The 18,089-nt window shown below is 50.2% G+C and carries 30 protein-coding genes and 1 tRNA gene; 17 read left to right on the forward strand and 14 right to left on the reverse strand.

The genetic code is table 11. From position 1 onward, the window contains the following. The first annotated feature begins 5 nt into the window (after positions 1-5). The gene (locus KB557_RS02965; protein WP_255131344.1) at positions 6-713 is read left to right on the forward strand and encodes a GAF domain-containing protein; all 708 of its coding nucleotides are present in this window, start codon (positions 6-8) and stop codon (positions 711-713) included. Between the two features lie 10 nt (positions 714-723). Here KB557_RS02965 and KB557_RS02970 read toward each other — a convergent pair whose 3' ends face one another. Then, positions 724-978, reverse strand: coding sequence for a hypothetical protein (locus tag KB557_RS02970; protein WP_255131316.1), 255 nt, complete (start codon positions 976-978; stop codon positions 724-726). 280 nt (positions 979-1,258) lie between these two features. Here KB557_RS02970 and KB557_RS02975 point away from each other — a divergent pair, with 280 nt between their 5' ends. Further along, on the forward strand, positions 1,259-1,558 hold the full coding sequence (locus tag KB557_RS02975; RefSeq protein ID WP_255131317.1) for a hypothetical protein: 300 nt from the start codon (positions 1,259-1,261) through the stop codon (positions 1,556-1,558). Positions 1,559-1,586: 28 nt separating this feature from the next. Continuing rightward, positions 1,587-2,009 (forward strand): cupin domain-containing protein, encoded by a 423-nt coding sequence (locus KB557_RS02980; protein ID WP_255131318.1) that lies wholly within the window; start codon positions 1,587-1,589, stop codon positions 2,007-2,009. 14 nt (positions 2,010-2,023) lie between these two features. On the opposite strand, the gene KB557_RS02985 is transcribed toward KB557_RS02980, so the two are convergent. Genes KB557_RS02985 through KB557_RS03005 form a run of 5 tightly spaced genes read right to left on the reverse strand, consistent with a single transcriptional unit; the run spans position 2,024 to position 6,066 of the window. Then, positions 2,024-3,343, reverse strand: coding sequence for a hypothetical protein (locus KB557_RS02985; protein WP_255131319.1), 1,320 nt, complete (start codon positions 3,341-3,343; stop codon positions 2,024-2,026). A 12-nt stretch (positions 3,344-3,355) separates the two neighbouring features. Continuing rightward, positions 3,356-4,021 carry a TIGR03943 family putative permease subunit gene (locus KB557_RS02990; protein ID WP_255131320.1) on the reverse strand — a complete coding sequence of 222 codons (666 nt, stop codon included), beginning with the start codon at positions 4,019-4,021 and terminating at the stop codon, positions 3,356-3,358. After that, complete coding sequence (locus KB557_RS02995; protein ID WP_255131345.1) at positions 4,018-4,986, reverse strand: permease; 969 nt, start codon at positions 4,984-4,986, stop codon at positions 4,018-4,020. The genes KB557_RS02990 and KB557_RS02995 overlap by 4 nt, the downstream gene beginning before the upstream one ends. A 7-nt stretch (positions 4,987-4,993) precedes the next feature. Next, positions 4,994-5,596 carry a peptidase gene (locus KB557_RS03000; protein WP_255131321.1) on the reverse strand — a complete coding sequence of 201 codons (603 nt, stop codon included), beginning with the start codon at positions 5,594-5,596 and terminating at the stop codon, positions 4,994-4,996. After that, positions 5,593-6,066, reverse strand: a complete 474-nt coding sequence (locus tag KB557_RS03005) for a DUF2214 family protein (protein WP_255131322.1) — start codon at positions 6,064-6,066, stop codon at positions 5,593-5,595. Before KB557_RS03005 ends, KB557_RS03000 begins: the two co-directional genes overlap by 4 nt. A gap of 265 nt (positions 6,067-6,331) precedes the next feature. Between KB557_RS03005 and KB557_RS03010 the strand changes: the two genes are divergently transcribed. Genes KB557_RS03010 through KB557_RS03030 form a run of 5 tightly spaced genes read left to right on the forward strand, consistent with a single transcriptional unit; the run spans position 6,332 to position 8,684 of the window. Next, the gene (locus KB557_RS03010; RefSeq protein ID WP_255131323.1) at positions 6,332-7,243 is read left to right on the forward strand and encodes a sigma-70 family RNA polymerase sigma factor; all 912 of its coding nucleotides are present in this window, start codon (positions 6,332-6,334) and stop codon (positions 7,241-7,243) included. After that, positions 7,227-7,604 (forward strand): YkvA family protein, encoded by a 378-nt coding sequence (locus KB557_RS03015; protein ID WP_255131324.1) that lies wholly within the window; start codon positions 7,227-7,229, stop codon positions 7,602-7,604. The genes KB557_RS03010 and KB557_RS03015 overlap by 17 nt, the downstream gene beginning before the upstream one ends. Positions 7,605-7,613: 9 nt before the next feature. After that, positions 7,614-7,940: a hypothetical protein gene (locus tag KB557_RS03020; RefSeq protein WP_255131325.1), complete on the forward strand. Its 327-nt coding sequence runs from the start codon at positions 7,614-7,616 to the stop codon at positions 7,938-7,940. A gap of 42 nt (positions 7,941-7,982) precedes the next feature. Beyond that, on the forward strand, positions 7,983-8,219 hold the full coding sequence (locus KB557_RS03025; protein WP_255131326.1) for a hypothetical protein: 237 nt from the start codon (positions 7,983-7,985) through the stop codon (positions 8,217-8,219). Positions 8,220-8,225: 6 nt separating this feature from the next. Continuing rightward, a complete protein-coding gene (locus KB557_RS03030) occupies positions 8,226-8,684 on the forward strand; it encodes a phosphate-starvation-inducible PsiE family protein (protein WP_255131327.1) in 459 nt (152 codons plus the stop codon). On the opposite strand, the gene KB557_RS03035 is transcribed toward KB557_RS03030, so the two are convergent. Both KB557_RS03035 and KB557_RS03040 read right to left on the reverse strand, forming a co-directional pair. After that, positions 8,674-9,057 (reverse strand): hypothetical protein, encoded by a 384-nt coding sequence (locus KB557_RS03035; protein ID WP_255131328.1) that lies wholly within the window; start codon positions 9,055-9,057, stop codon positions 8,674-8,676. The genes KB557_RS03030 and KB557_RS03035 overlap by 11 nt on opposite strands. A 71-nt stretch (positions 9,058-9,128) precedes the next feature. Further along, entirely contained in the window at positions 9,129-9,680 is a 552-nt protein-coding gene (locus KB557_RS03040) for a Nif11 domain/cupin domain-containing protein (RefSeq protein ID WP_255131329.1), read from the reverse strand. Between the two features lie 42 nt (positions 9,681-9,722). Between KB557_RS03040 and KB557_RS03045 the strand changes: the two genes are divergently transcribed. The 5 genes from KB557_RS03045 to KB557_RS03065 all read left to right on the forward strand — a co-directional run bounded on the left by KB557_RS03045 (position 9,723) and on the right by KB557_RS03065 (position 11,472). Next, positions 9,723-9,798 (forward strand) — tRNA-Leu (locus tag KB557_RS03045). A 45-nt stretch (positions 9,799-9,843) separates the two neighbouring features. After that, the gene (locus tag KB557_RS03050) at positions 9,844-10,080 is read left to right on the forward strand and encodes an NAD(P)H-quinone oxidoreductase subunit L (protein WP_255131330.1); all 237 of its coding nucleotides are present in this window, start codon (positions 9,844-9,846) and stop codon (positions 10,078-10,080) included. Between the two features lie 5 nt (positions 10,081-10,085). Next, positions 10,086-10,400: a DUF3007 family protein gene (locus KB557_RS03055; RefSeq protein WP_255131331.1), complete on the forward strand. Its 315-nt coding sequence runs from the start codon at positions 10,086-10,088 to the stop codon at positions 10,398-10,400. Then, entirely contained in the window at positions 10,397-11,203 is an 807-nt protein-coding gene (trpA, locus tag KB557_RS03060; protein ID WP_255131332.1) for a tryptophan synthase subunit alpha, read from the forward strand. Before KB557_RS03055 ends, trpA begins: the two co-directional genes overlap by 4 nt. Before the next feature lie 2 nt (positions 11,204-11,205). Beyond that, positions 11,206-11,472 (forward strand): YciI family protein, encoded by a 267-nt coding sequence (locus KB557_RS03065; RefSeq protein ID WP_255131333.1) that lies wholly within the window; start codon positions 11,206-11,208, stop codon positions 11,470-11,472. On the opposite strand, the gene KB557_RS03070 is transcribed toward KB557_RS03065, so the two are convergent. Beyond that, the gene (locus KB557_RS03070) at positions 11,467-11,778 is read right to left on the reverse strand and encodes a c-type cytochrome (RefSeq protein ID WP_255131334.1); all 312 of its coding nucleotides are present in this window, start codon (positions 11,776-11,778) and stop codon (positions 11,467-11,469) included. The two genes, KB557_RS03065 and KB557_RS03070, sit on opposite strands and share 6 nt — an antisense overlap. After that, positions 11,775-12,161, reverse strand: coding sequence for a hypothetical protein (locus KB557_RS03075; RefSeq protein WP_255131335.1), 387 nt, complete (start codon positions 12,159-12,161; stop codon positions 11,775-11,777). Before KB557_RS03075 ends, KB557_RS03070 begins: the two co-directional genes overlap by 4 nt. A gap of 43 nt (positions 12,162-12,204) precedes the next feature. On the opposite strand from KB557_RS03075, the gene KB557_RS03080 reads away from it, so the two are divergent. After that, on the forward strand, positions 12,205-12,849 hold the full coding sequence (locus KB557_RS03080) for a triacylglycerol lipase (protein ID WP_255131336.1): 645 nt from the start codon (positions 12,205-12,207) through the stop codon (positions 12,847-12,849). On the opposite strand, the gene KB557_RS03085 is transcribed toward KB557_RS03080, so the two are convergent. After that, positions 12,805-13,011, reverse strand: a complete 207-nt coding sequence (locus KB557_RS03085; protein WP_255131337.1) for a DUF6737 family protein — start codon at positions 13,009-13,011, stop codon at positions 12,805-12,807. The genes KB557_RS03080 and KB557_RS03085 overlap by 45 nt on opposite strands. A gap of 23 nt (positions 13,012-13,034) precedes the next feature. On the opposite strand from KB557_RS03085, the gene KB557_RS03090 reads away from it, so the two are divergent. Continuing rightward, positions 13,035-13,664: a DUF938 domain-containing protein gene (locus KB557_RS03090; RefSeq protein ID WP_255131338.1), complete on the forward strand. Its 630-nt coding sequence runs from the start codon at positions 13,035-13,037 to the stop codon at positions 13,662-13,664. On the opposite strand, the gene pgeF is transcribed toward KB557_RS03090, so the two are convergent. The 3 genes from pgeF to KB557_RS03105 are packed head-to-tail and all read right to left on the reverse strand — an operon-like array spanning position 13,639 to position 16,446. Next, the gene (pgeF, locus tag KB557_RS03095; protein WP_255131339.1) at positions 13,639-14,430 is read right to left on the reverse strand and encodes a peptidoglycan editing factor PgeF; all 792 of its coding nucleotides are present in this window, start codon (positions 14,428-14,430) and stop codon (positions 13,639-13,641) included. The two genes, KB557_RS03090 and pgeF, sit on opposite strands and share 26 nt — an antisense overlap. After that, complete coding sequence (locus tag KB557_RS03100) at positions 14,423-15,274, reverse strand: Tab2/Atab2 family RNA-binding protein (RefSeq protein ID WP_255131340.1); 852 nt, start codon at positions 15,272-15,274, stop codon at positions 14,423-14,425. The genes pgeF and KB557_RS03100 overlap by 8 nt, the downstream gene beginning before the upstream one ends. Continuing rightward, positions 15,271-16,446 (reverse strand): S1 RNA-binding domain-containing protein, encoded by a 1,176-nt coding sequence (locus KB557_RS03105; RefSeq protein WP_255131341.1) that lies wholly within the window; start codon positions 16,444-16,446, stop codon positions 15,271-15,273. Before KB557_RS03105 ends, KB557_RS03100 begins: the two co-directional genes overlap by 4 nt. Positions 16,447-16,493: 47 nt before the next feature. Here KB557_RS03105 and KB557_RS03110 point away from each other — a divergent pair, with 47 nt between their 5' ends. Then, positions 16,494-17,279, forward strand: coding sequence for a creatininase family protein (locus KB557_RS03110; protein ID WP_255131342.1), 786 nt, complete (start codon positions 16,494-16,496; stop codon positions 17,277-17,279). Positions 17,280-17,320: 41 nt separating this feature from the next. Continuing rightward, positions 17,321-18,028 (forward strand): aldehyde oxygenase (deformylating), encoded by a 708-nt coding sequence (locus KB557_RS03115; RefSeq protein ID WP_255131343.1) that lies wholly within the window; start codon positions 17,321-17,323, stop codon positions 18,026-18,028. Positions 18,029-18,089 lie beyond the last annotated feature (61 nt).

Raw genomic sequence — 18,089 nt, forward strand, 5'->3', positions numbered from 1 at the left:
CCTGCATTCCAGATAATGAACAGGAGCGGTTGCAGGCTCTCCACGAATACCGCATTCTTGGCACTAAACCAGAGCAGTCGTATAACGACCTCACAACAATTGCTTCAGAGGTGTGCAACACACCGATCTCATTGCTTAGCCTTGTAGATGAAAATCGGCAGTGGTTTAAGGCAAAAGTAGGTGTTGAAGCAACGGAAACACCCCGAGATTGGTCATTTTGCGCCCATGCGATTCAAGCAACTGATCCGCTGATTGTTGAAGATGCCCTTAATGATGAACGCTTTTCTGATAACCCCCTAGTTTCGGGCGATCCAAATATTCGTTTTTATGCAGGTTTCCCGCTTCAAAATAATGAATTTCATCGAATTGGAACATTATGCGTTATTGATCGTGAGCCAAAAACACTCACAAAAACTCAAATAAATGTAATGGAAGCCCTCGCTAGGCAGGCGGTAGCTTTCCTTGAATTAAGAAAAAGATCTATCACTTTACTAGAATCATTCTGCCAGCTCACCAACTCGCAGGGAATCATTTCCACCTGTTCCTATTGCCGCAAAGCAAAAAATGAAGATGGGCATTGGCAGCATCTAGATCAATATTTATCTAAGCGCTCCACATTGAGTTTTAGCCATGGCATCTGCGATGCCTGCATTGAGGTTCAATTCCCAGAGGTGTTGGAAATCTGGCAGCAGGAAGAATTGCTTAAACTTTGACTAAATCAGCTTAGTTTTGCTGCTCAAGGTCGCGGCAGCGCCTCTGATCAATCAATTTAGCAAGTTCTAGAAAATAACCTGCGGTGCACCACTTTCCGTGATTTCGATCTCTATTAATAATGTCGCTTCTCTGCTCTGCAGTTTCTGCTAGCAATAAATCAAGTTCCACCTGAGGAAGATCGTAAATATCTTGTAGTTCTATCGAGCGATCGAGAAGATGGCTTTTAAACCATTTTTGATTTTGCTCCTGGGGAGGGATATCCATTTTGAAATAAATTTGTTCTTGTTCTACTATAGCAATGTAGTGGTATATTAATTTTTTATGAAAGCTAAAGGAGCTGAGCTGTGGCGGATCAAAAAGACAAGTGGAACCGAGGGCTCGATCTTTTTATTGAATCAGTTTTAAAGCCAGATCCAAAGCTCCGTAATTGCGCTCACAATCAAGAATGTTTTAACGAACTCATGGAAGTTCGTCAAAAAATCTTAGAACATCTTGAAGGTATGCGTTTACATGATTAAAATGTTGTTAGATTTTCTTTTTTAAAATGACAGCTAATCGAACTCAAATTCTTGCCGCTTCTGCTGGATGGGTGGCGGTGCTGCTCAATGTGATTCCCGGCTTGGGAGCTGGTTATTTATACCAACGGCGCTGGAGGGCCTACTGGCTTACTTCAGCTCTTGCAACGAGTTGGTTTTTAGCTGGAGCTGTTTTAGCTCAACGTGCTGATGTTGCAGCTGAAAGCGAAAACCAATTGGTGGGTTTGATCGGGCTATTAGTTTTAGCGGCGGTTTCAGCCACAGAAGCTGGCTTTGCTGTTAGAAAAGCGCGTTTAATAGAGCTTTAATTTCTTTTGCAACTCTGGTTTTTGCACTATGAAATTGCTGCATAGCAAAGTTGGTGAACTCGAGGCTTATCGGTTCAATGCAAATGATCATTGCCGCCTTGCAATCCTGGTAGATCCTGAAACCTCTGGAGGGGCTTTTACATGGTTTCTTGAAATTCATGATCCAGGCGATCGTGTTCCAGCCCATGCCCATCACAGCGCCATCGAGGTTTTCTTCGTTTTACGAGGCAAAGTGATTTTTCACACCGATGAAGGTGTTTTGTTGGCGCAAGGGGGCGATAGCGTTGTTACCCCCTCTGATGATGTACACGATTTTGAAAACCCAGGCCCTGGCCGTGTTTATTTGATCACCCTGCTCGGCAATGATGGTGGTGAATTTGCAAGGCTTTTGCGAGCTGGGCTACCAACCCCCCTTGATGCGGAGGATCTTGAAGTGTTGCGCAACTTATGATTAATTGCCCTAATTTATATTTTCTTCAACTTCCTTGAAGGTAGCCAGCCCACTTGTGTTGCGCTGCCAGGTATAACTTCTATGCTGTAATTGTTTGTATTAATCAGGTGGGCTTTTGCAGGGGCTGGTTGTTGGTAATTATTGCTTTTTTGGCGCATCAACAACAACAATACTTGGCGAGTTGCGTCGTAGTGAAGCTTGCTGCCTGGGTCTAACTCCTTATCTGGTAGAAACACTCTCCAAACTGTTTTGCCCTGCTTGTTGAGCTCTATTAATTCCAGCTGTGGTTTGCGTATGCCGCTTAATAGCAGCAGCCAAACCCGTTCGCCTCCCCCTGCGCAGGCAGTAGCTAAAAGTGCTTCAGTGCCCAACCAAAGTTGTTTCGGAGCTAGCCCTGGTTCGAGTAGTTCGAGGGAGCGACGGTAGTCAGGCCAGTGGCGCACCAATAGAGCCCTGCCGGGTTGAGGGCAGAAACTACTTAAATCTCGGCTGCCCGGCAGGATCTCCTTTTTAGCTGCAAGAGGCGGCAAAGTTTGAAGGCTTAAGCCCTCGAATTCCGGCACCACCAATTGATGGCCTTGGGGTACTAATTGGATTGGGCCGCTGGCTTCAATTGCTAATTGCTGAGGCTCCTGAAATTGCCAATTCTTTAACCGCGATAATTCCACCTTGCTGCCTGGCTCCAATGATGTGGAAGATTGCACCAAAAGATCACCTTTTTCATCACTACTTAAAGCTGCAAAGATCAAGGGATTTTTGTTTAGTTGCTTTTCCAAAATTGGTTTGCCATCTCCCGCAAGTAGCAACACCCACACCTGGCTGGCCATCGGTTTTGAACTCGTAACGCTTGCTACACCCGCCCCATTGCCAAGGGGCAGCAATGCCTGAATCGTGCCCCGTACCGGCGCTATTGGTTGCCATTTGTTGTTATGAAAGCGTTGGATTTGATCACCCCCCACCACTGAACGGGCGGCCAGCAGGGTGGGTCTTGGATCCCACAACCAGCTGCTGCTTTTTAATTTCACTCCGCGGCGGTCTTGCCCTTTTATCTGCAGTTGGAAAGCACCACTGATGGCTGATTTGGGATAGAGCAGTAGGGAGAAGTTGCTGCCTTTACCCAATAGTTGATAGGGGCTAGAAGGTTTTAGTTGAAGATTTTTCCTAAGGCTGCCTGCGTCCATAGGACGGCTGAAACGCAGCCTCAATGCAGCTGCGCTGCGGCCTGGGGGGATCGGTTCAAGAGCCACCAGCCGTGGTGGCCTATCTAGCAGTAATTGCTGCAGCAGTGCGGCAACGCCAAGCCCAATCCCTAGCGGTATCAACCACTTCTTCATAACTTTTTTGCCCTATGGCTCTAAGGGTCTTGCTGGTGCCTTAATTAGCCTGATTTTACGGGCAACTAGCACTGCCCTTAAGGCACCTTGATGGGATTCAACTGCCATCACACCATTAATTTGCAGCCACTGATCAGGTTTGGGCCATTGTTGTTTTGGCGGCCACCTCACTGCCAATCCCACTGGAGTTGCATCGGCAAGGCAACATCGCACCAATAACCGGGCGATTTCAGGCGCTGCCCCTGGCACTGCAAGTACAAAACCACTCACCTGCACTGGATTTCCCGCATAGAGCTCAGGATCTGGCTGGCTGTTAAGCAACCGCACCCAATCGCTGAGGCTGCGTTGCTCTGGCGGTGATAAAAATGAAATTTCACTATCACCAAGCTGGGCGCTGGAACGATTTGCTGCAAGGGTTGAGAGTGAAGGCTTGGGAGGCCACAGCATTAATGCAATGCCGCTAATGCTGAGTACCGCCATCGGTAAATAATTGCGGCGGCTGGGGCCCGATGGAGGCCAGAGCAATCCTGCTGAGGCAAGCAGCAAAAAGATCACTCCGGTAGCTAAAACCAAGCTATGGAAATTGCTATGTAGCAGCAGGTTGAGCCGCCCATCAGCCCAACAATTGAGCAGAACTACGCCCCAAAGCCCCAGTACTAAGTAGGGAAGTTGTTTCACAGCAACACCAGATTGAGCGCTTGCCCTAGCACCAACACTATTAGGCACACTCCAGCCAGCACTAAGGCCAAGGCGGGCCAAGTGAATACCCTGCTCAGCAGGCTCACACTTTTTAAATCAATTACCGGCCCTAAAAGTAAAAAAGCTAGAAGCGCCCCAGGTGTTATTTGTTCTGCAAATCCCAATGCTAAAAATGCATCCACGCTTGAGCAAACACTCACAACAAGGGCGAGCAGCATCGCGCTGATTATTGAAAGAGTTGGGGCTTGTCCCAGCAAAAGAAATAAATCTCTTGGGATCAGCGTTTGAATCAGGGCGGCTAAGCCGCACCCCAACAGGAGCAAACTGCCTAATTCAAGAAATTCATTTACCCCATGGCTCAACAATTGAATAGCTTGAAAATCTCCATCTCTATTTGCTTGATTTACTAGTTTGGTTTGAGCTATGGGTTCGCCAATCAAGCCTGAGCGCCTTTCCAGTAAAGAAAATTTGGCTAAGGGTTGGCTCAGGTTTCGTTCAGCCAGGAGTTCCCCATTTAATAGATCCGATTCAGATAACAGCTGCAATAAACCAGAAAGTAGTAAGGCGATCAACACACTCCCTGCGGGCCGCAGCAGCAGCAGCCAAGGCTTATCTGGAAATGCCGCCCAAGTGCTTAAAAGCACCACTGGATTTAAAACCGGCGCAGCAAAAAGGAAGCCAAGGGCTGTTCCTAACGGCGCGCCAACAGCGATCATGCGACGGGTAACTGGCACGTTGCCGCATTCGCAAGCTGGCAAGGCAAACCCCAGCAGGGCTCCACTGAGGGGGCCCATTAATGCTCCTTGCGGCAGTTTTTGCAGCCACTTGCCGCGGGGATCCCAGGCCATCGCAACGCTGGAAATTGCAACACCTATCAACAAAAAAGGGATTGCTTCAAGCAATAGCCCCTGGAAAACAGCCCAAACCGTTGCTAGTTGTTGCATTAAGGCTTCATTCAGCAAAGCCACTGGGTTGGCTATAGAGCCACCGGAGTGTGCTGAGATCGCGGCTGCTCGGTTCGGTTACCGGTTTTGGCCCAGGCATCGCCGCCATCACATCTGTTGATTTGCTGCTGTGGCCCCATAGGCCAAAACCATGGCCCAGTTCATGGAGGCTGGTGGCTCTAATCGCTTCTTTTCTGATACCAGGGCTTATTAATAAATCAACCAGTGGCTCAATTTTAAGCTTGCCGCCCCGTTGCACATTTTCAAAACTGAGTAGGGCACGGCCGTTGCTGGCTCTGCCCCCCTGCAAGGGCGGATTGCGCCGCCAAAGCCTTAAATGTGCATCAGCGGGATTATTTACCCGTTGGAGCTTTAGGTATGTTCCCCAGGTTGAAAGGGATATTTCAACAGCATCATTCCAACGTTTACTCCACATATCAAAGCCGGGTGGCTCCACCCATACACACCACAAAGGCAGAGTTACCCAACCCCTAGGGGAAGCCTCTAGCTCAGCTGCATAGCCAGGTAATTGATTAGTTGGCGCGGGGCTAAAGAAAGAAGCTGATTTAGGGGCTGGTGCCCTCAGTTCCACTGGCGCACAGGGAATCATCCCGCGGCTAAGCCCACTCCACGGGTCATCAAGCTGGCCATAAATGGCAAAGTGGCAAATGCTAGTAATTCAATGTTGATTACCCAACCGATGCGCTTTGCTGCTGCGGCAGAAAAATTAGGGGTTTCACCTTTACGCAAAGGTAAAGCCCAAAGTACGTAGGTGATCGTGGGATATAGCGAAAGAGCACCTGCAGTTAGATAAATCCCTACCTTCCACCAAAAGAGAGGATTTTCGGTATAAAAATCTGCACCTTGGCCGAAATACAACACCCGCATTACACCGCTGCCAAGTAGGGCGAGGGCTGCAAGGCCATAAACAACATCAGTGATTATTAATTTGGTGGCGGTGCCGCGATCTGGATTGGCTCGAATTAAAAAGCGTTCGGCGGTGAGTGCCGCAAAACAAACCATAAAACTGAGTTCATGGGCATAGGCCATGCCCGCTCTGCTGAAAACGGAAGCTTCCATTAAAACAATTCATTACCGCGGGACAGTAACCGTTTCTAGTGCCTGCTGTGGGCCCTAAAAGCGATGGGTTCGTCTAAATCCTTCTATGAATAAGCAGCAAAGCCTAATTTGTTTCTATTCGTTGCAAAACTCAGCTGAACTTTGCCGGAATATTGAGCAAAAGGGAATAGCGAATAAAAGACAAACTCCTAAGCCTTTATGAAGGCTCTTGGAAAACCAAACTGTTCCCCTAAGTTCAAATCAATGCCATCGCCACGGTTCGGTAATGACCAGTTCCCTCAGTGCCTTTCTCGGCGAAATTGGTCGGCATCAGCTGCTTACCCCTGAGCAGGAGTTAACCCTCGGCCGCAAGGTGCAGGCCATGGCGCAGCTGCAAGAAAAAAATGCAGCAGAACTGAGCAGTGATCAAAAACGCCAACTGCGTATGGGTGAAAGGGCAAAAAATCAAATGATCACCGCTAATTTGCGTTTGGTAGTTAATTTGGCTAAGCGTTATCAAAACAAAGGTTTAGATCTTCTTGATTTAATTCAGGAGGGCACAATTGGTCTTACCCGTGCCGTTGAAAAATATGATCCCACCCGCGGACACAGGTTCAGCACATACGCCTATTGGTGGATTCGCCAGGGTTTGAATCGGGCCCTTTCAACCCAAAGCCGCGCAATTCGGATCCCCGTAAATGTGAACGAAAAGCTCACCAAATTGCGGGCAGCCAAAGCCCGCCTGCTGCAGGCCAATGCTCGTCCTCCATCTAATACTCAATTAGCTGAGTGCCTCAAGCTTCCCCTTGATGAAGTGGAAGATCTACTTGGTTGTGAATTGCGCAGCATCACGGTGAGCTTGCAGGGGGTTGTGAAGTCAAAATCTGATCCAACTGAATTGCTCGACTTACTTGCAAGCGATGAGATACCACCTATGGAAAGAGCTGAACAGGACGAGCGCACCCAGGCGGTATGGACGCTCCTTGATGAGGCAAACCTCACCCCGAAAGAGCGCACCGTTGTGATGTTGCGTTTTGGCCTTGATGGCAGCAACGAATGGCGCACTTTGGCTGAGGTGGCAAGGCAAATGAGCTGCAGCCGCGAATATTGCCGGCAGGTGGTGCAACGCTCCTTGCGTAAGTTGCGTCGCACCGGAATTCAATCGGGCTTGGTGGAAACCTGTGGAACCTGTAGCTGAATCAGATCCAACCTCTGGAGATCCAACTGTTGTAGAGGCAACGGTTGTTGAATCTTCGGTTGTTGATGAGGGGCTCCTGCGGCGGCTTTTAAATCGTGCCGGCAGGGCTGTAGCACTGCCCGCTTTGGAATGTTTAGAACTACTGCTCGATGCAAATACTCCAGCCCCAGTGAGGTTCAGCATGCTGGCGGCCCTCACCTACCTGTTAGTGCCAACAGATTTAATCCCTGATTTTTTACCCGTTGCGGGTTTCAGCGATGATCTAGTTGCTCTTACTGCTTTATTGGGGATGTTCCGCAATCACCGCAGCCCGGCTATTCGCCGCAGAGCCCAAGAGCGCCTGGATCGCTGGTTTCCCTAAAATCTTGCTATGGCTTCAACAGCCCCCACCCTTAATCAAGCGGAACTGGAGCAGTTAGAGCTGTTCTTGAAAGACTGGTTGCGCCACAGCGGTCGCACCCAAGCAGATCTGCGCCGTGCCTTGCGGGCTGGATCAATCCGTATGCCGGTGCTGTTGCAGGAGTTGCAACGCACGGTGATGCAAGGGGGTGTGGTGGGCCTTGCTGAAAGGCTTTGCAGTATTGAAGCCCAATGGCATAGCAGCAACTTTCAGCACGAAAGCGAAGCTGGATCTCCAATTGAAGAATTAGCCCAGCTCGATTTATTGCTGCAGTCGATCCGTAACGACGAGATTTAATCCTTTCTGCGGCAAGATGGTTTTATCTATTTCAAGGGGTTTATGGCACGTTTGGCATCTGCAGTAGCAGCTTGTTTGCTTGGTTTAGTTCCGGCTGCCGCCTTTGCTCAAGCCGAGAGCTACCTGCTCGGGCCCGGTTCAAATGTGGGGCCCGCCTCAACAGTAAAAACTCAAAATTGTGTAACCAACCGCGATGGTTCCACCACCTGCGATACGCGGATTGAGAATCCGGCTGGTGATTCTCAGGCAAAACCCCAATACAACTATTTCAATAATTAAGCCTATATGGCCTTTCCCAAACTATTCAATTTTTTTCAAGACGACAAATTATTTCAAGAGGTATTAAGCCGTTTTCAGCGAGCTCTTGCCAAGGTGTTGGCGATAGGGATGGTGATTGTGATCATCGCTGCCACAATTCAGTTCATTTCAGTGGTTGTTGTAGAGGTCTCCCCCGCTAGCAGCCCCCTGATAGGGCAAGAATTGGAACGAGTTTTAGCGGATGTATTAGGACTTTTGATCACGATCGAAGTGCTTGAAAATATTACCGCTTACCTTAAGGATCACAAAATTCAAGTGGAATTAGTGCTCGCTACAGCAATTACAGCAATGGCGCGTAAAATAATAGTTTTGCCCGCTGATGTGAGCAGTAAGCCACTACTTGTAGCAAGCCTTGGTGTTGGCACCTTGGCCCTTTGTGCTTCCTATTGGTTAATTAAACATTATCGAAACCCCATTAAGGCTTAATTAGATCTCCCATCCCATTCACCCTAAGTACAGAGTTCACGCCGGAGTGGAAAGGGCTCCAATTCAGATTTTGCACGCGATCTAATACCCCCTGGCTACAACCCATTGCGATCAATTGCCCGTCTTTTTGCATCGCTTTTGAATAAGTATCCACCATGCTGCGCAACAGATTTGATTTATCTTGTTTTTCTGCGGCAGCCCCTGGAGCGGTAGCTAACCAAGCGCGAGTTACCTGTTCTCCCACCATTTCATCACGGTCTGCTTTTGGCACCTTGCGGCACACATCCATAGCTTGAGCGGCATCGGCCATGGTTTGTTTTGTTTCTTGGGCGTTTGCTTCTTGCCCCGCTTTCAGGGAGAAAAAACATATCAAAAAGCAGAAACAAATACTTGATTTAAATTTCGCTGTAAATAGATTTTGTGCGGAATTAAACATGAATTTTCTCAATTTAATATTAAATTTGAATCTACAAACAAGGTAAGCCAGAGGCATCCGGCGCCCCCTTCGCAGGCATCCACCCGATGGCGGCGGCGGGGGGCGATCCAAAACCAATCCCCTGCTTCAAGCTTGCGGGGGCTGGTTTCGTCTTCAAAGCGCAGCTGGGCGCTACCGGTTAATAGCGCAACCCATTCCCCCAATGGTTGGTCGTACCACTGGCCCTCAGGGGTTGCAGCAGCATTTGAATGGATTAATTCCAACCTCACCCCCTTGGCCTGCAGGAGCGATTGCAGCTGCTCTTGGCCTGGCGCAGGGGCTGCACTAAGCCAAAGGTTGTTTTGTTGGGCAGTTGCTTGCAAAATTGGATCCTGCAATTTCGGCTCGCCCCAGCGTTGCCCAATTTGCAGACCCTGTTCTGCAGCAAGGGTTACCACTTCATGATGGTTGCTACAGGCGCTTAAGCGCTCTCGCAGCTCGGAATTGCTCTTAACCAGTGCCACCAGCTGGTTAAGTTGATCTACCTTCTTCAGGAACTGTTGCAGCTGCTCCTCAGCCATGGGGATGCAGGTGGTGCTAGTTGATGATGGTTGAGTGTGCCTGCCCGTGTAATCCAACGGCAGAGATAAGCGACTTAAAATCGCTCCAGTGCGGGTTCGAATCCCGCCACGGGCACCACTTAAATCCAGCTGCGCTTCGGAGTTCCCCTTGCCTTTCCAGCACATGCTCTCCCAGCTTCCCCCAGACACCTTGCTGGTGCTATTGGCCTACGGGATTCTTGGCGGCGCTTACCTGCTGGTGGTGCCCCTTGTGCTTTTTCTATGGATGAATCGCCGCTGGCATGTGATGGGCAAATATGAGCGCACATTTGTTTACGGGCTCGTATTTTTATTTTTTCCAGGGCTGATCCTGTTCGCCCCTTTCTTAAATTTGCGCCTTAAGGGCCAAGGGGAGGCCTAAAAGCGATGACCCGCGCCCGTGCCCTTTGGCTTTGCCTTGCAGTATTTGCGTTGGGGGGGGCTGGCTACTGGGGGTTTAAAGCCGCTGGCCTTGCTGGCTTAGATGCAGGAATCGCATCAGAAGCGCTTCTTGTGTTGCTCGTTGTTGGCTGGACCGGCAGTTATTTATTTCGGGTGGTTACAGGGCGGATGACCTTTATGGAGCAGCGCCGCCGCTACCGCAGCGCCTACGACGCTTTAACAACAGATCAGCTACGGGAACACTTCGAAAGCCTGTCGCCAGAGGAGCAGCAAGCCTTGTTAGAGGAAGTGGGCCAGTGAGTTCTTTAATAGCTAATTGTTTTGATCGCCTGCGGGCTCAAAACCGTTGCGCCCTTATGCCATTTCTCACGGCCGGCGACGACAGCCTCGCCAATACCAGGGCTGCTTTGCTAGCGCTCCAGCAGGCAGGGGCAGATCTTGTTGAGCTTGGAATTCCCTACAGCGATCCCTTGGCTGATGGGCCGGTAATACAAGCTGCGGCCAGCAGAGCCCTTGCAGCAGGAACAACTTTGGGCGGTGTGTTGGAGCTGCTCAGCAGTTTGAAAGGGGAGTTGCAATTGCCGGTGGTGTTGTTCACCTACAGCAATCCGTTGCTTAATCGCGGTATGGAACGTTTCTGCAGCGAAGCTGCCGCCGCTGGTGCAGCCGGTTTATTGGTGCCAGATTTACCCCTAGAAGAAGGGGAGCGTTTAGCTCCGATTGCGGCCGCTGCAGGTTTAGATCTTGTGCTTTTGGTGGCGCCCACCACTCCAGCGGAACGGATGGCCCGCATCGTTAGCGCCAGCCGTGGCTTTACGTACCTAGTGAGTGTTACAGGGGTTACAGGGGAGCGCAGCCAAATGGAAAGCCGTGTAGCCGGATTAGTGCAACAGCTGAAGGCCTTAGGCAACACCCCAGTAGCCGTGGGTTTTGGGATTTCAGGCGTTGATCAAGCCCGCCAGGTGCGTGATTGGGGTGCCGATGGGGCAATAGTTGGCAGCGCCCTGGTGAAGCGCATGGCTGAAGCCAGACGCGATGGTGGCGATCCGGTGCTGGCGGCAGGGAACTTTTGCCGCGAATTACGTGAGGCTCTCGATAACTAAAAATGCGATTTGTTTTGTGGGGCACCTATTGCGCTAACGCCCTTGAAGCGCGCACCCCCTTCAGGGAGGAGCACTTAGCGGGATTAAGGCAACAAAAAGAAGAGGGGCTGCTCATAACCATCGGCCCAACAGAAAACAGCAGCCATATATTTGGCATCTACGAAGCTGAGAATCGCCTTCAGGTTGAAGAATTGATTAAAAATGATATTTATTGGCTTAATGGAATCTGGACCTCAGTTGAAATTTATCCCTGGATTCAGGCTTTATGAAGGCCAGTTAGTTAATGCTTGCTGCCACACATATTCAGCTACAGAGTTTATACCAGCAGATCCTAAAACATCTCCATAGGCTCCCATTTGACCCTTCCCGTTTGCCGCGATTACGCTGATATCTGCGGCTGATAATATTCCGTTTTTTTCTAATGCGGCAAGTTTTAGTGTTTTACCTCTGCGGATAATATTGCCGCCATTTAAATGGCAACCAATGCAGTGTTGACCAAACAACTGAGCCCCTTCGTTGGAGGGGATTGCCACAAAAAGCAGAACACTTAAAAAAAATGAAAAAATTGAATTCACCAGTTTTGAAAGCAAGGTTTGCTGTATTTAGCCGTTTGAATAATCCAACCCCTTTCCGCCAGTTCCCTTAGGCCTTTATACAAATCGCTTCTATCACCTCCAGCAAGCCAAGCTTTCTTTAAGCGTGGCAGATCTTCCAATACTTTTGCCATCGGCATCTCGAGCAAGAGCAAACTTTGTTCTGCTCCATGGCGTTGCACCGCACCAGCATCACTTTGCTGCCAGAGCCTTAGCAGCAGTTCAAGCACCAGGGCTTCCCCTTCACGGCCAGGATCTGCATTTGGGCCGATTTCCACAGCTAAGGAAGCCCCTCCGATTGGTAAACGACGCTTGCCATCTTGCTCCAGTAGGGCAAGGCAAACTAAATAGTGATCCATACCCATTACCTAATTCCTTTCCCGAATCAACTTCTAATGTTAGGGGCGGATGATGGGTAGAAACCTGGTGTCGCCATTTCCCCTCGTACTTGTGCATGGGCTTTGGGATAGCCCAAATATTTTTAAGCCCTTAAAAAAGCGATTGGCTCCATCTGGGATGGAAATATTTTCCCCCCATTTGCCCCATCGCTTGGGGGTTACCCCACTGGAAGTTCTAGCTGAGGATCTGCAGGATCAAATCTCAGCTCGGTTTGGGCCTAAGCAGGCACTAAATGTTTTGGGATTTTCGATGGGTGGCGTGGTGTTGCGATGCTGGCTGCAGCTATTGGGGGGGGATCAGCGCACCAAACTTTTTGTGAGCTTGGGAAGTCCACAAAAGGGCACCCTCACCGCCTTGCCAGCACCAAGATGGCTTCTGCCCGGCATCGCTGATATGCAACCCGGCAGCCCCTTGCTGCAAATGCTCAATAGCGCACCATCAGCGTTGCAAAACGTTGAATGCCACAGCTTTTATTGCTTGTTAGACGCGATGGTGGTGCCTTCTTGGCTGGGGGTGTTGCCGGTGGGTTCTGTGCAGCAATTACCGGTTTGGAATCATCGCCAATTGATTACAGCTAAAGCAGCACTGGATCCCTTGGTTGAATTGTTGTTACTTAACAATGGTTTCAACAGGGGTAATGTTGGGCACGATTAGTAAAAACAAAACCCACCAAGCAATTACAACTAAGGCAACGCCTGTGGTTAACCACCAGATTTGCAGCAACAACCAACTTCCTGCGATGCCAATTGTGCCTGTAAGCAGAATTGTCCATGGTTGGCACCACCAGGGTTTCAACGACCAAAAAGGATGAGCCATGCTGAGAAATTAGCGAGAAGAAAGTGAATAAAAACAGAGATGATCGGCTTTGGTTCCCAGCTACTGAGCGCAACCGGGAGCCGCTGGCGGCAGTGCTGGAGCCATTATTGCCAAGAGCTGGCTTGGTATTGGAGATCGCTAGTGGCAGTGGTGAACATCTTTGTTATCTGCAGCAGCGCTACGGCGGCAGCCATCCCGAATTGCTTTGGCAAGGTAGCGATCCTGATCCAACCCATCGAGCCAGCCTTGCTGCCTGGGGGCGCCATTTTGGTTTAACAAATATGTTGCCTCCTTTAAATATCGATAGCAGCGCTAAATCTTGGCCAGCTCTAACCGAGCCGTTGCAGATGCTCTTATGCATAAACATGATCCATATCGCCCCTTGGGCTGCCACTGAAGGATTGCTGGCTAATGGGGCAAAACTGCTCTCAGCAGGCGCTTTACTTGTGCTTTACGGCCCTTTTCGGGAGGAAGGCAAAGCCACTAGCCCTAGCAATGAAGCGTTTGATGCATCTTTAAAACAACGCAATCCAGCTTGGGGACTGCGCCGCTTGGAGGTACTAAGCAAACTTGCTTTGCAACATCAACTTAAGCAAATCGGATGCTGGCAAATGCCGGCTAATAATCTCACCGTTGCATATCAACGCAGTTAGAGCTCACGATGCCGCTCCATTGCACTGCTTTCACTTGGTCGCGGCGCCATGAATGAAACAGTTCCTTTTCCGACACGGTGCAAAGGGGGCAACTACTTATTTGTTTATCCACAAGCCCCAATTGCAGCAGTTGCAAGTAAGCAGCCCGGCGGATATCAAGGCGATCAAAACCCTCTTTTGTATCTAACAACAGCGCTCCGCCTTGAATAAGTTCATTGATGTTCCCCACCTGGCTACTTGTGGACCGCTCTACCTGGTAATTGGGGCCGCTCACGGCTGGCCCTAGACCCACTAGTAGTTGGCTGCGCTGGCTGCCAGCGGCCTCCATTTGTTGAATTGCCTGATTCAAAATGCCACCAGCCACTCCACGCCAGCCGGCATGGCAGGCGGCAACCCTGCCAGTGGCGGAGTCGGCAATCAATACCGGCGTGCAATCTGCGCCACATACCCAAAGGCTCTGGCCCCCTGAATCGCTTACCAGCCCATCAGCTGGTGGCCACGGATCTTGCCGGGCCTGGGAGGCTGGAACAACTGCGGCGCTATGGATTTGCTGCGGCCTATGCACACTCACCCCAGCGCTTACGTAACCCACTAATTCCTCTGGTAAGCGGCCGTGCCATAAACGCGTAAAGAAGCCGTGTTCAAATTCTGCTAAGAGATTGCATTGCAGGTAATAACCGCCGTAGGTGCCAATCCAGGTCCAGCCTGGAATGCTGTTAAAGCCTTTATCTGGTTGATTGAAGGGGTTGGCTAGTGGTTCAGACATCAGGTAGATCCCGCAATAACCAAAAGCCAGAAAAATTACTCACCGTTTCACTGCTTTGCACCGATATGAATTGCATGCCCGCTGCATTGCTGCGGGCATCGCTTAATACTTGCTTTGCGGCAATTGCGGCTTCTGGCTCAAGATCACTCACCAGCCAGCGATCTTCCATACCAGCTTCAAGCACTAATTGTTGATCGCGAACCTCTAAGCGCACCGGTTCAAGGCCGCTGAGCCAGCCCGCTATGGCGAGCGAGCGGCTGGGGCTAAAAAGCCTTAACCCTGGAACGGCTACTCCCGGCTCAAGCTTTGGCAGGGGGATTAAACCAGAGAAATCAATCGGCCATTGGCTGGCATCTTGCAAGCTTTCGGCCGTGAGGCTGGCCCAGCTCCACTGCTCTCCTCGAACTGCATCCGGCAAAGGCAAAGCAATCGGGCGGATTGGAGTTGCAGGTGGTGCCAACGGACCCACTTGATAGCCCTCCATTTCGGGATATACCGAGGCTTCCCTTTCTTGAAGCCACTGCTGTAGCGCGTAACAACGGCGGCTTGGAATCACCTCCAAATCCAACGATTCAGCAGCTCGCTGCACCATCGTGCGCATGGAATTGCGCCAGCAACGCAAGCGTGGCGCGATTTGAATATTTTTGGCATGGGCCTCTGCGAGCGCGTCGCTTATGGCTTGTTTTAACCATTGAGAATTAACGCTTTCAGCGCTGCAAAAACGCTCAAAACGAAAATTATTGTTTGAACTACTCAGCAGTAGTTCCCATCGCTTTTTGCCTTTTGGATCTAGGAGCGGACGGGAGTAGTAATCGAGTTCCCATTCAGCCGGAAGGCTATTCATCCCGCTGATTGTTCCTGCTGACGCATCATATTTCTTGCCCGATTGGCTCTGTCTTCTGCTTCTTTCATCACCTTTGCTTTATCAACAAGCAATTCACCCGGTTGATTTTCCAAAATCACGGTGTTTAGCCCAATACGCCCCCGGCCCGGATCCATTTGCATTATTAGGGCTTGAATTGTTTCGCCGATTTCAAACACTTCCCCCAGATCTCTTAATGCCGCACCGGTGATGCTGCCTTGGTGTAGCAAGCCGCTTACACCGCCAAGATCTACAAAAAAGCCGTAGGGCTTCTGGCTTACAACTTTGCCAGTTACTAATTGGCCCACTTCAAAGTTGGCAAACATGGCGCTGGTGGCTGCTTTCTTTTCAGAAAGCACCAACTTGCGGGTTTCAGGATTCACTTCAAGGAAGGCAACTCCCATGGTTTTGCCAATTAAAGCCTCGTGATTTTCCCCTTCGTTTAATTGAGAGCGGGGAATAAAACCGCGTAAGCCCTCTAGATCACAGGTGCAACCACCACGGTTAAAACCGGTAATTTTTACTTGTACAACTTTTCCATCTTTTTCGAGTTCGCGAACTTTTTCCCAAGCAAAACGCAGGGCTAGGGCGCGACAGCTAATCGTTACCATCCCATCGGCATTTTGCTCTTTAGTAACGAGCACCTCCACTTCAATGCCCTTAGGAAAACGGCTTTTTAGATCGGTAATAACACCAAGGCCGCATTCAGCTTTTGGCATGAAGCCCGGAGCTTTGCCACCGATATCCACATAAATGCCATCGCTTTCGTGGGCGATAACAGTGCCTTTCACCACATCGCCTGTGGCGCCGATTGGTTCGTTTTCGTCTAGGGCGGCAAGGAACGCGTCCTCGTCAAAATCAAAATCATCCACTTTCCTTGGGTTCACAACTGAGGGAACCGGTGGGCGTTTGGTTTCCGCAGCGCCAAGCAGGTCGGCCATGGTGAGGCCTTCCACGCTGTCGTTGGCGCTGCGGCTAAGAAAGCTGGGTTTTGGCTGCACTTTGTTGCTGGCAGCTTCAATCTCAGCTCGCTCTGCCACTTCCTTTAGGCGGCGATCCTCATCTTCTTTTTTACTTAAATGCAGGATTGCAAGGGGCTTCCTGATGGGGGCAGCGGGAGTGGGGCGGGATGTGTCGCTGCCGAGGGAAGCCATGGCCAATAGGGATGCGATCCCACACTGTAGGCAGCACCCACTTCTCCATGAAATTCAACCGCCGCATTGAACAACTTGCCTGGCCGGCAGTGCAAGCGGCTGCTGCTTTGCGGGGCAGCACTTTGGTGCTGCCAATTGGGGCGGTGGAGCAACACGGCCCCCATTTGCCCTTGGGTACCGATTTTTTATTTGCTGAAGCGGTTGTAGATCAAGTGTTGGAACGCTTACCTACGCACTTACCCGTATGGCGTTTACCAGCCCAAAACTACGGATTTTCGCCTGAACATCTCGATTTTCCAGGCACTGTGAGCTTGCCTGCTGAAGCAATGCTCACAAATTTGAAAGCGGTAGCTGCGATGGCGGCCAAGGCCGGTTTTCAGCGCTTGGTTTTATTCAACGGCCACGGCGGCCAAATAGGACTTTTGCAGGTGGCGGCTAGAGAAATCCAGCAGCAGAGCCCCCATTTGGCGGTTTTGCCATGGTTCCTCTGGAGCGGGCCCGCAGGTGTGCTGGAGGTAATAGCTGAACCGGAGCGGAGCCAGGGGCTTCACGCTGCACGTCTTGAAACAAGCCTGATGCTGGCGCTTTATCCCGAATTGGTGGGGCCCATTCCTGCAGCAGAAGAGCTACCAAAACCACCAGGGGGCCTATCGCTTGAAGGGGCGGTTCCCACCGCATGGAATACCCACTGGATCAGCAATAACGGGGTGGTGGGGAACCCTTGTGGAGCCAATGCTGCTGAAGGGAAAGTGCTGCTTGAGCTCTTGGTTCAAGGTTGGTGTGAGCTGTTTCAAGTTTTACTTCAAAGCAATTGGCCCCAAATACCCGAATAGTTCAGTAGAGTGCAATGTCGTACCTCCGCTGATCAGCTGTAATGGCAAGTTCTGTATTGGATCCGTGTATTACCGATGAATTACCTGATTTCAGTAGTGAGGCCTACAAACTTGCCTACAGCCGTATAAACGCGATAGTTATTGAGGGAGAGCAAGAAGCCCACGACAACTACATTTCGCTGGGGGCTTTGATTCCTGGCCAAGTTGAAGAATTGGCGCAGCTAGCACGCATGGAAATGAAGCATATGAAGGGTTTTCAAGCTTGCGGCAAAAATCTTGGCGTAGCGCCTGATATGCAATTTGCAAAAACATTTTTTGCACCTTTACACGATAATTTCAAGCAGGCTTTAGCTGAAAATAAAGTTGTTACATGCCTAGTTATTCAAGCTTTAATGATTGAGGCATTTGCCATTGCCGCTTATCACATCTATATCCCAGTTGCAGACCCGTTTGCCCGCAAGATAACTGAGGGAGTTGTTAAAGACGAATACACCCATCTGAACTATGGGCAGGAATGGCTGAAAGCAAATTTTGAAGCCAGCCGCGATGAAATCATGCAAGCTAATCGCCATAATTTGCCCATCATTCGCCAAATGTTGGAGCAGGTGGCAGATGATGCCGCCGAGCTGCATATGGAAAAAGAGAGTTTGATCGAAGATTTTTTGATCGCTTATCAAGAAGCCTTGATGGAGATCGGCTTTGGTCCGCGCGATTTGGCACGCATGAGTGCAGCGGCGCTTGTGTCCTAGACCCTTGGTTTTTGGCTTAGGTGTCGTGGGACACTATTAGATGATTCCTTTTCACCCATCG

This window comes from Synechococcus sp. Cruz CV12-2-Slac-r (assembly GCF_024346075.1).
In the GTDB taxonomy this organism is placed as follows: Bacteria; Cyanobacteriota; Cyanobacteriia; order PCC-6307; family Cyanobiaceae; genus Synechococcus_D.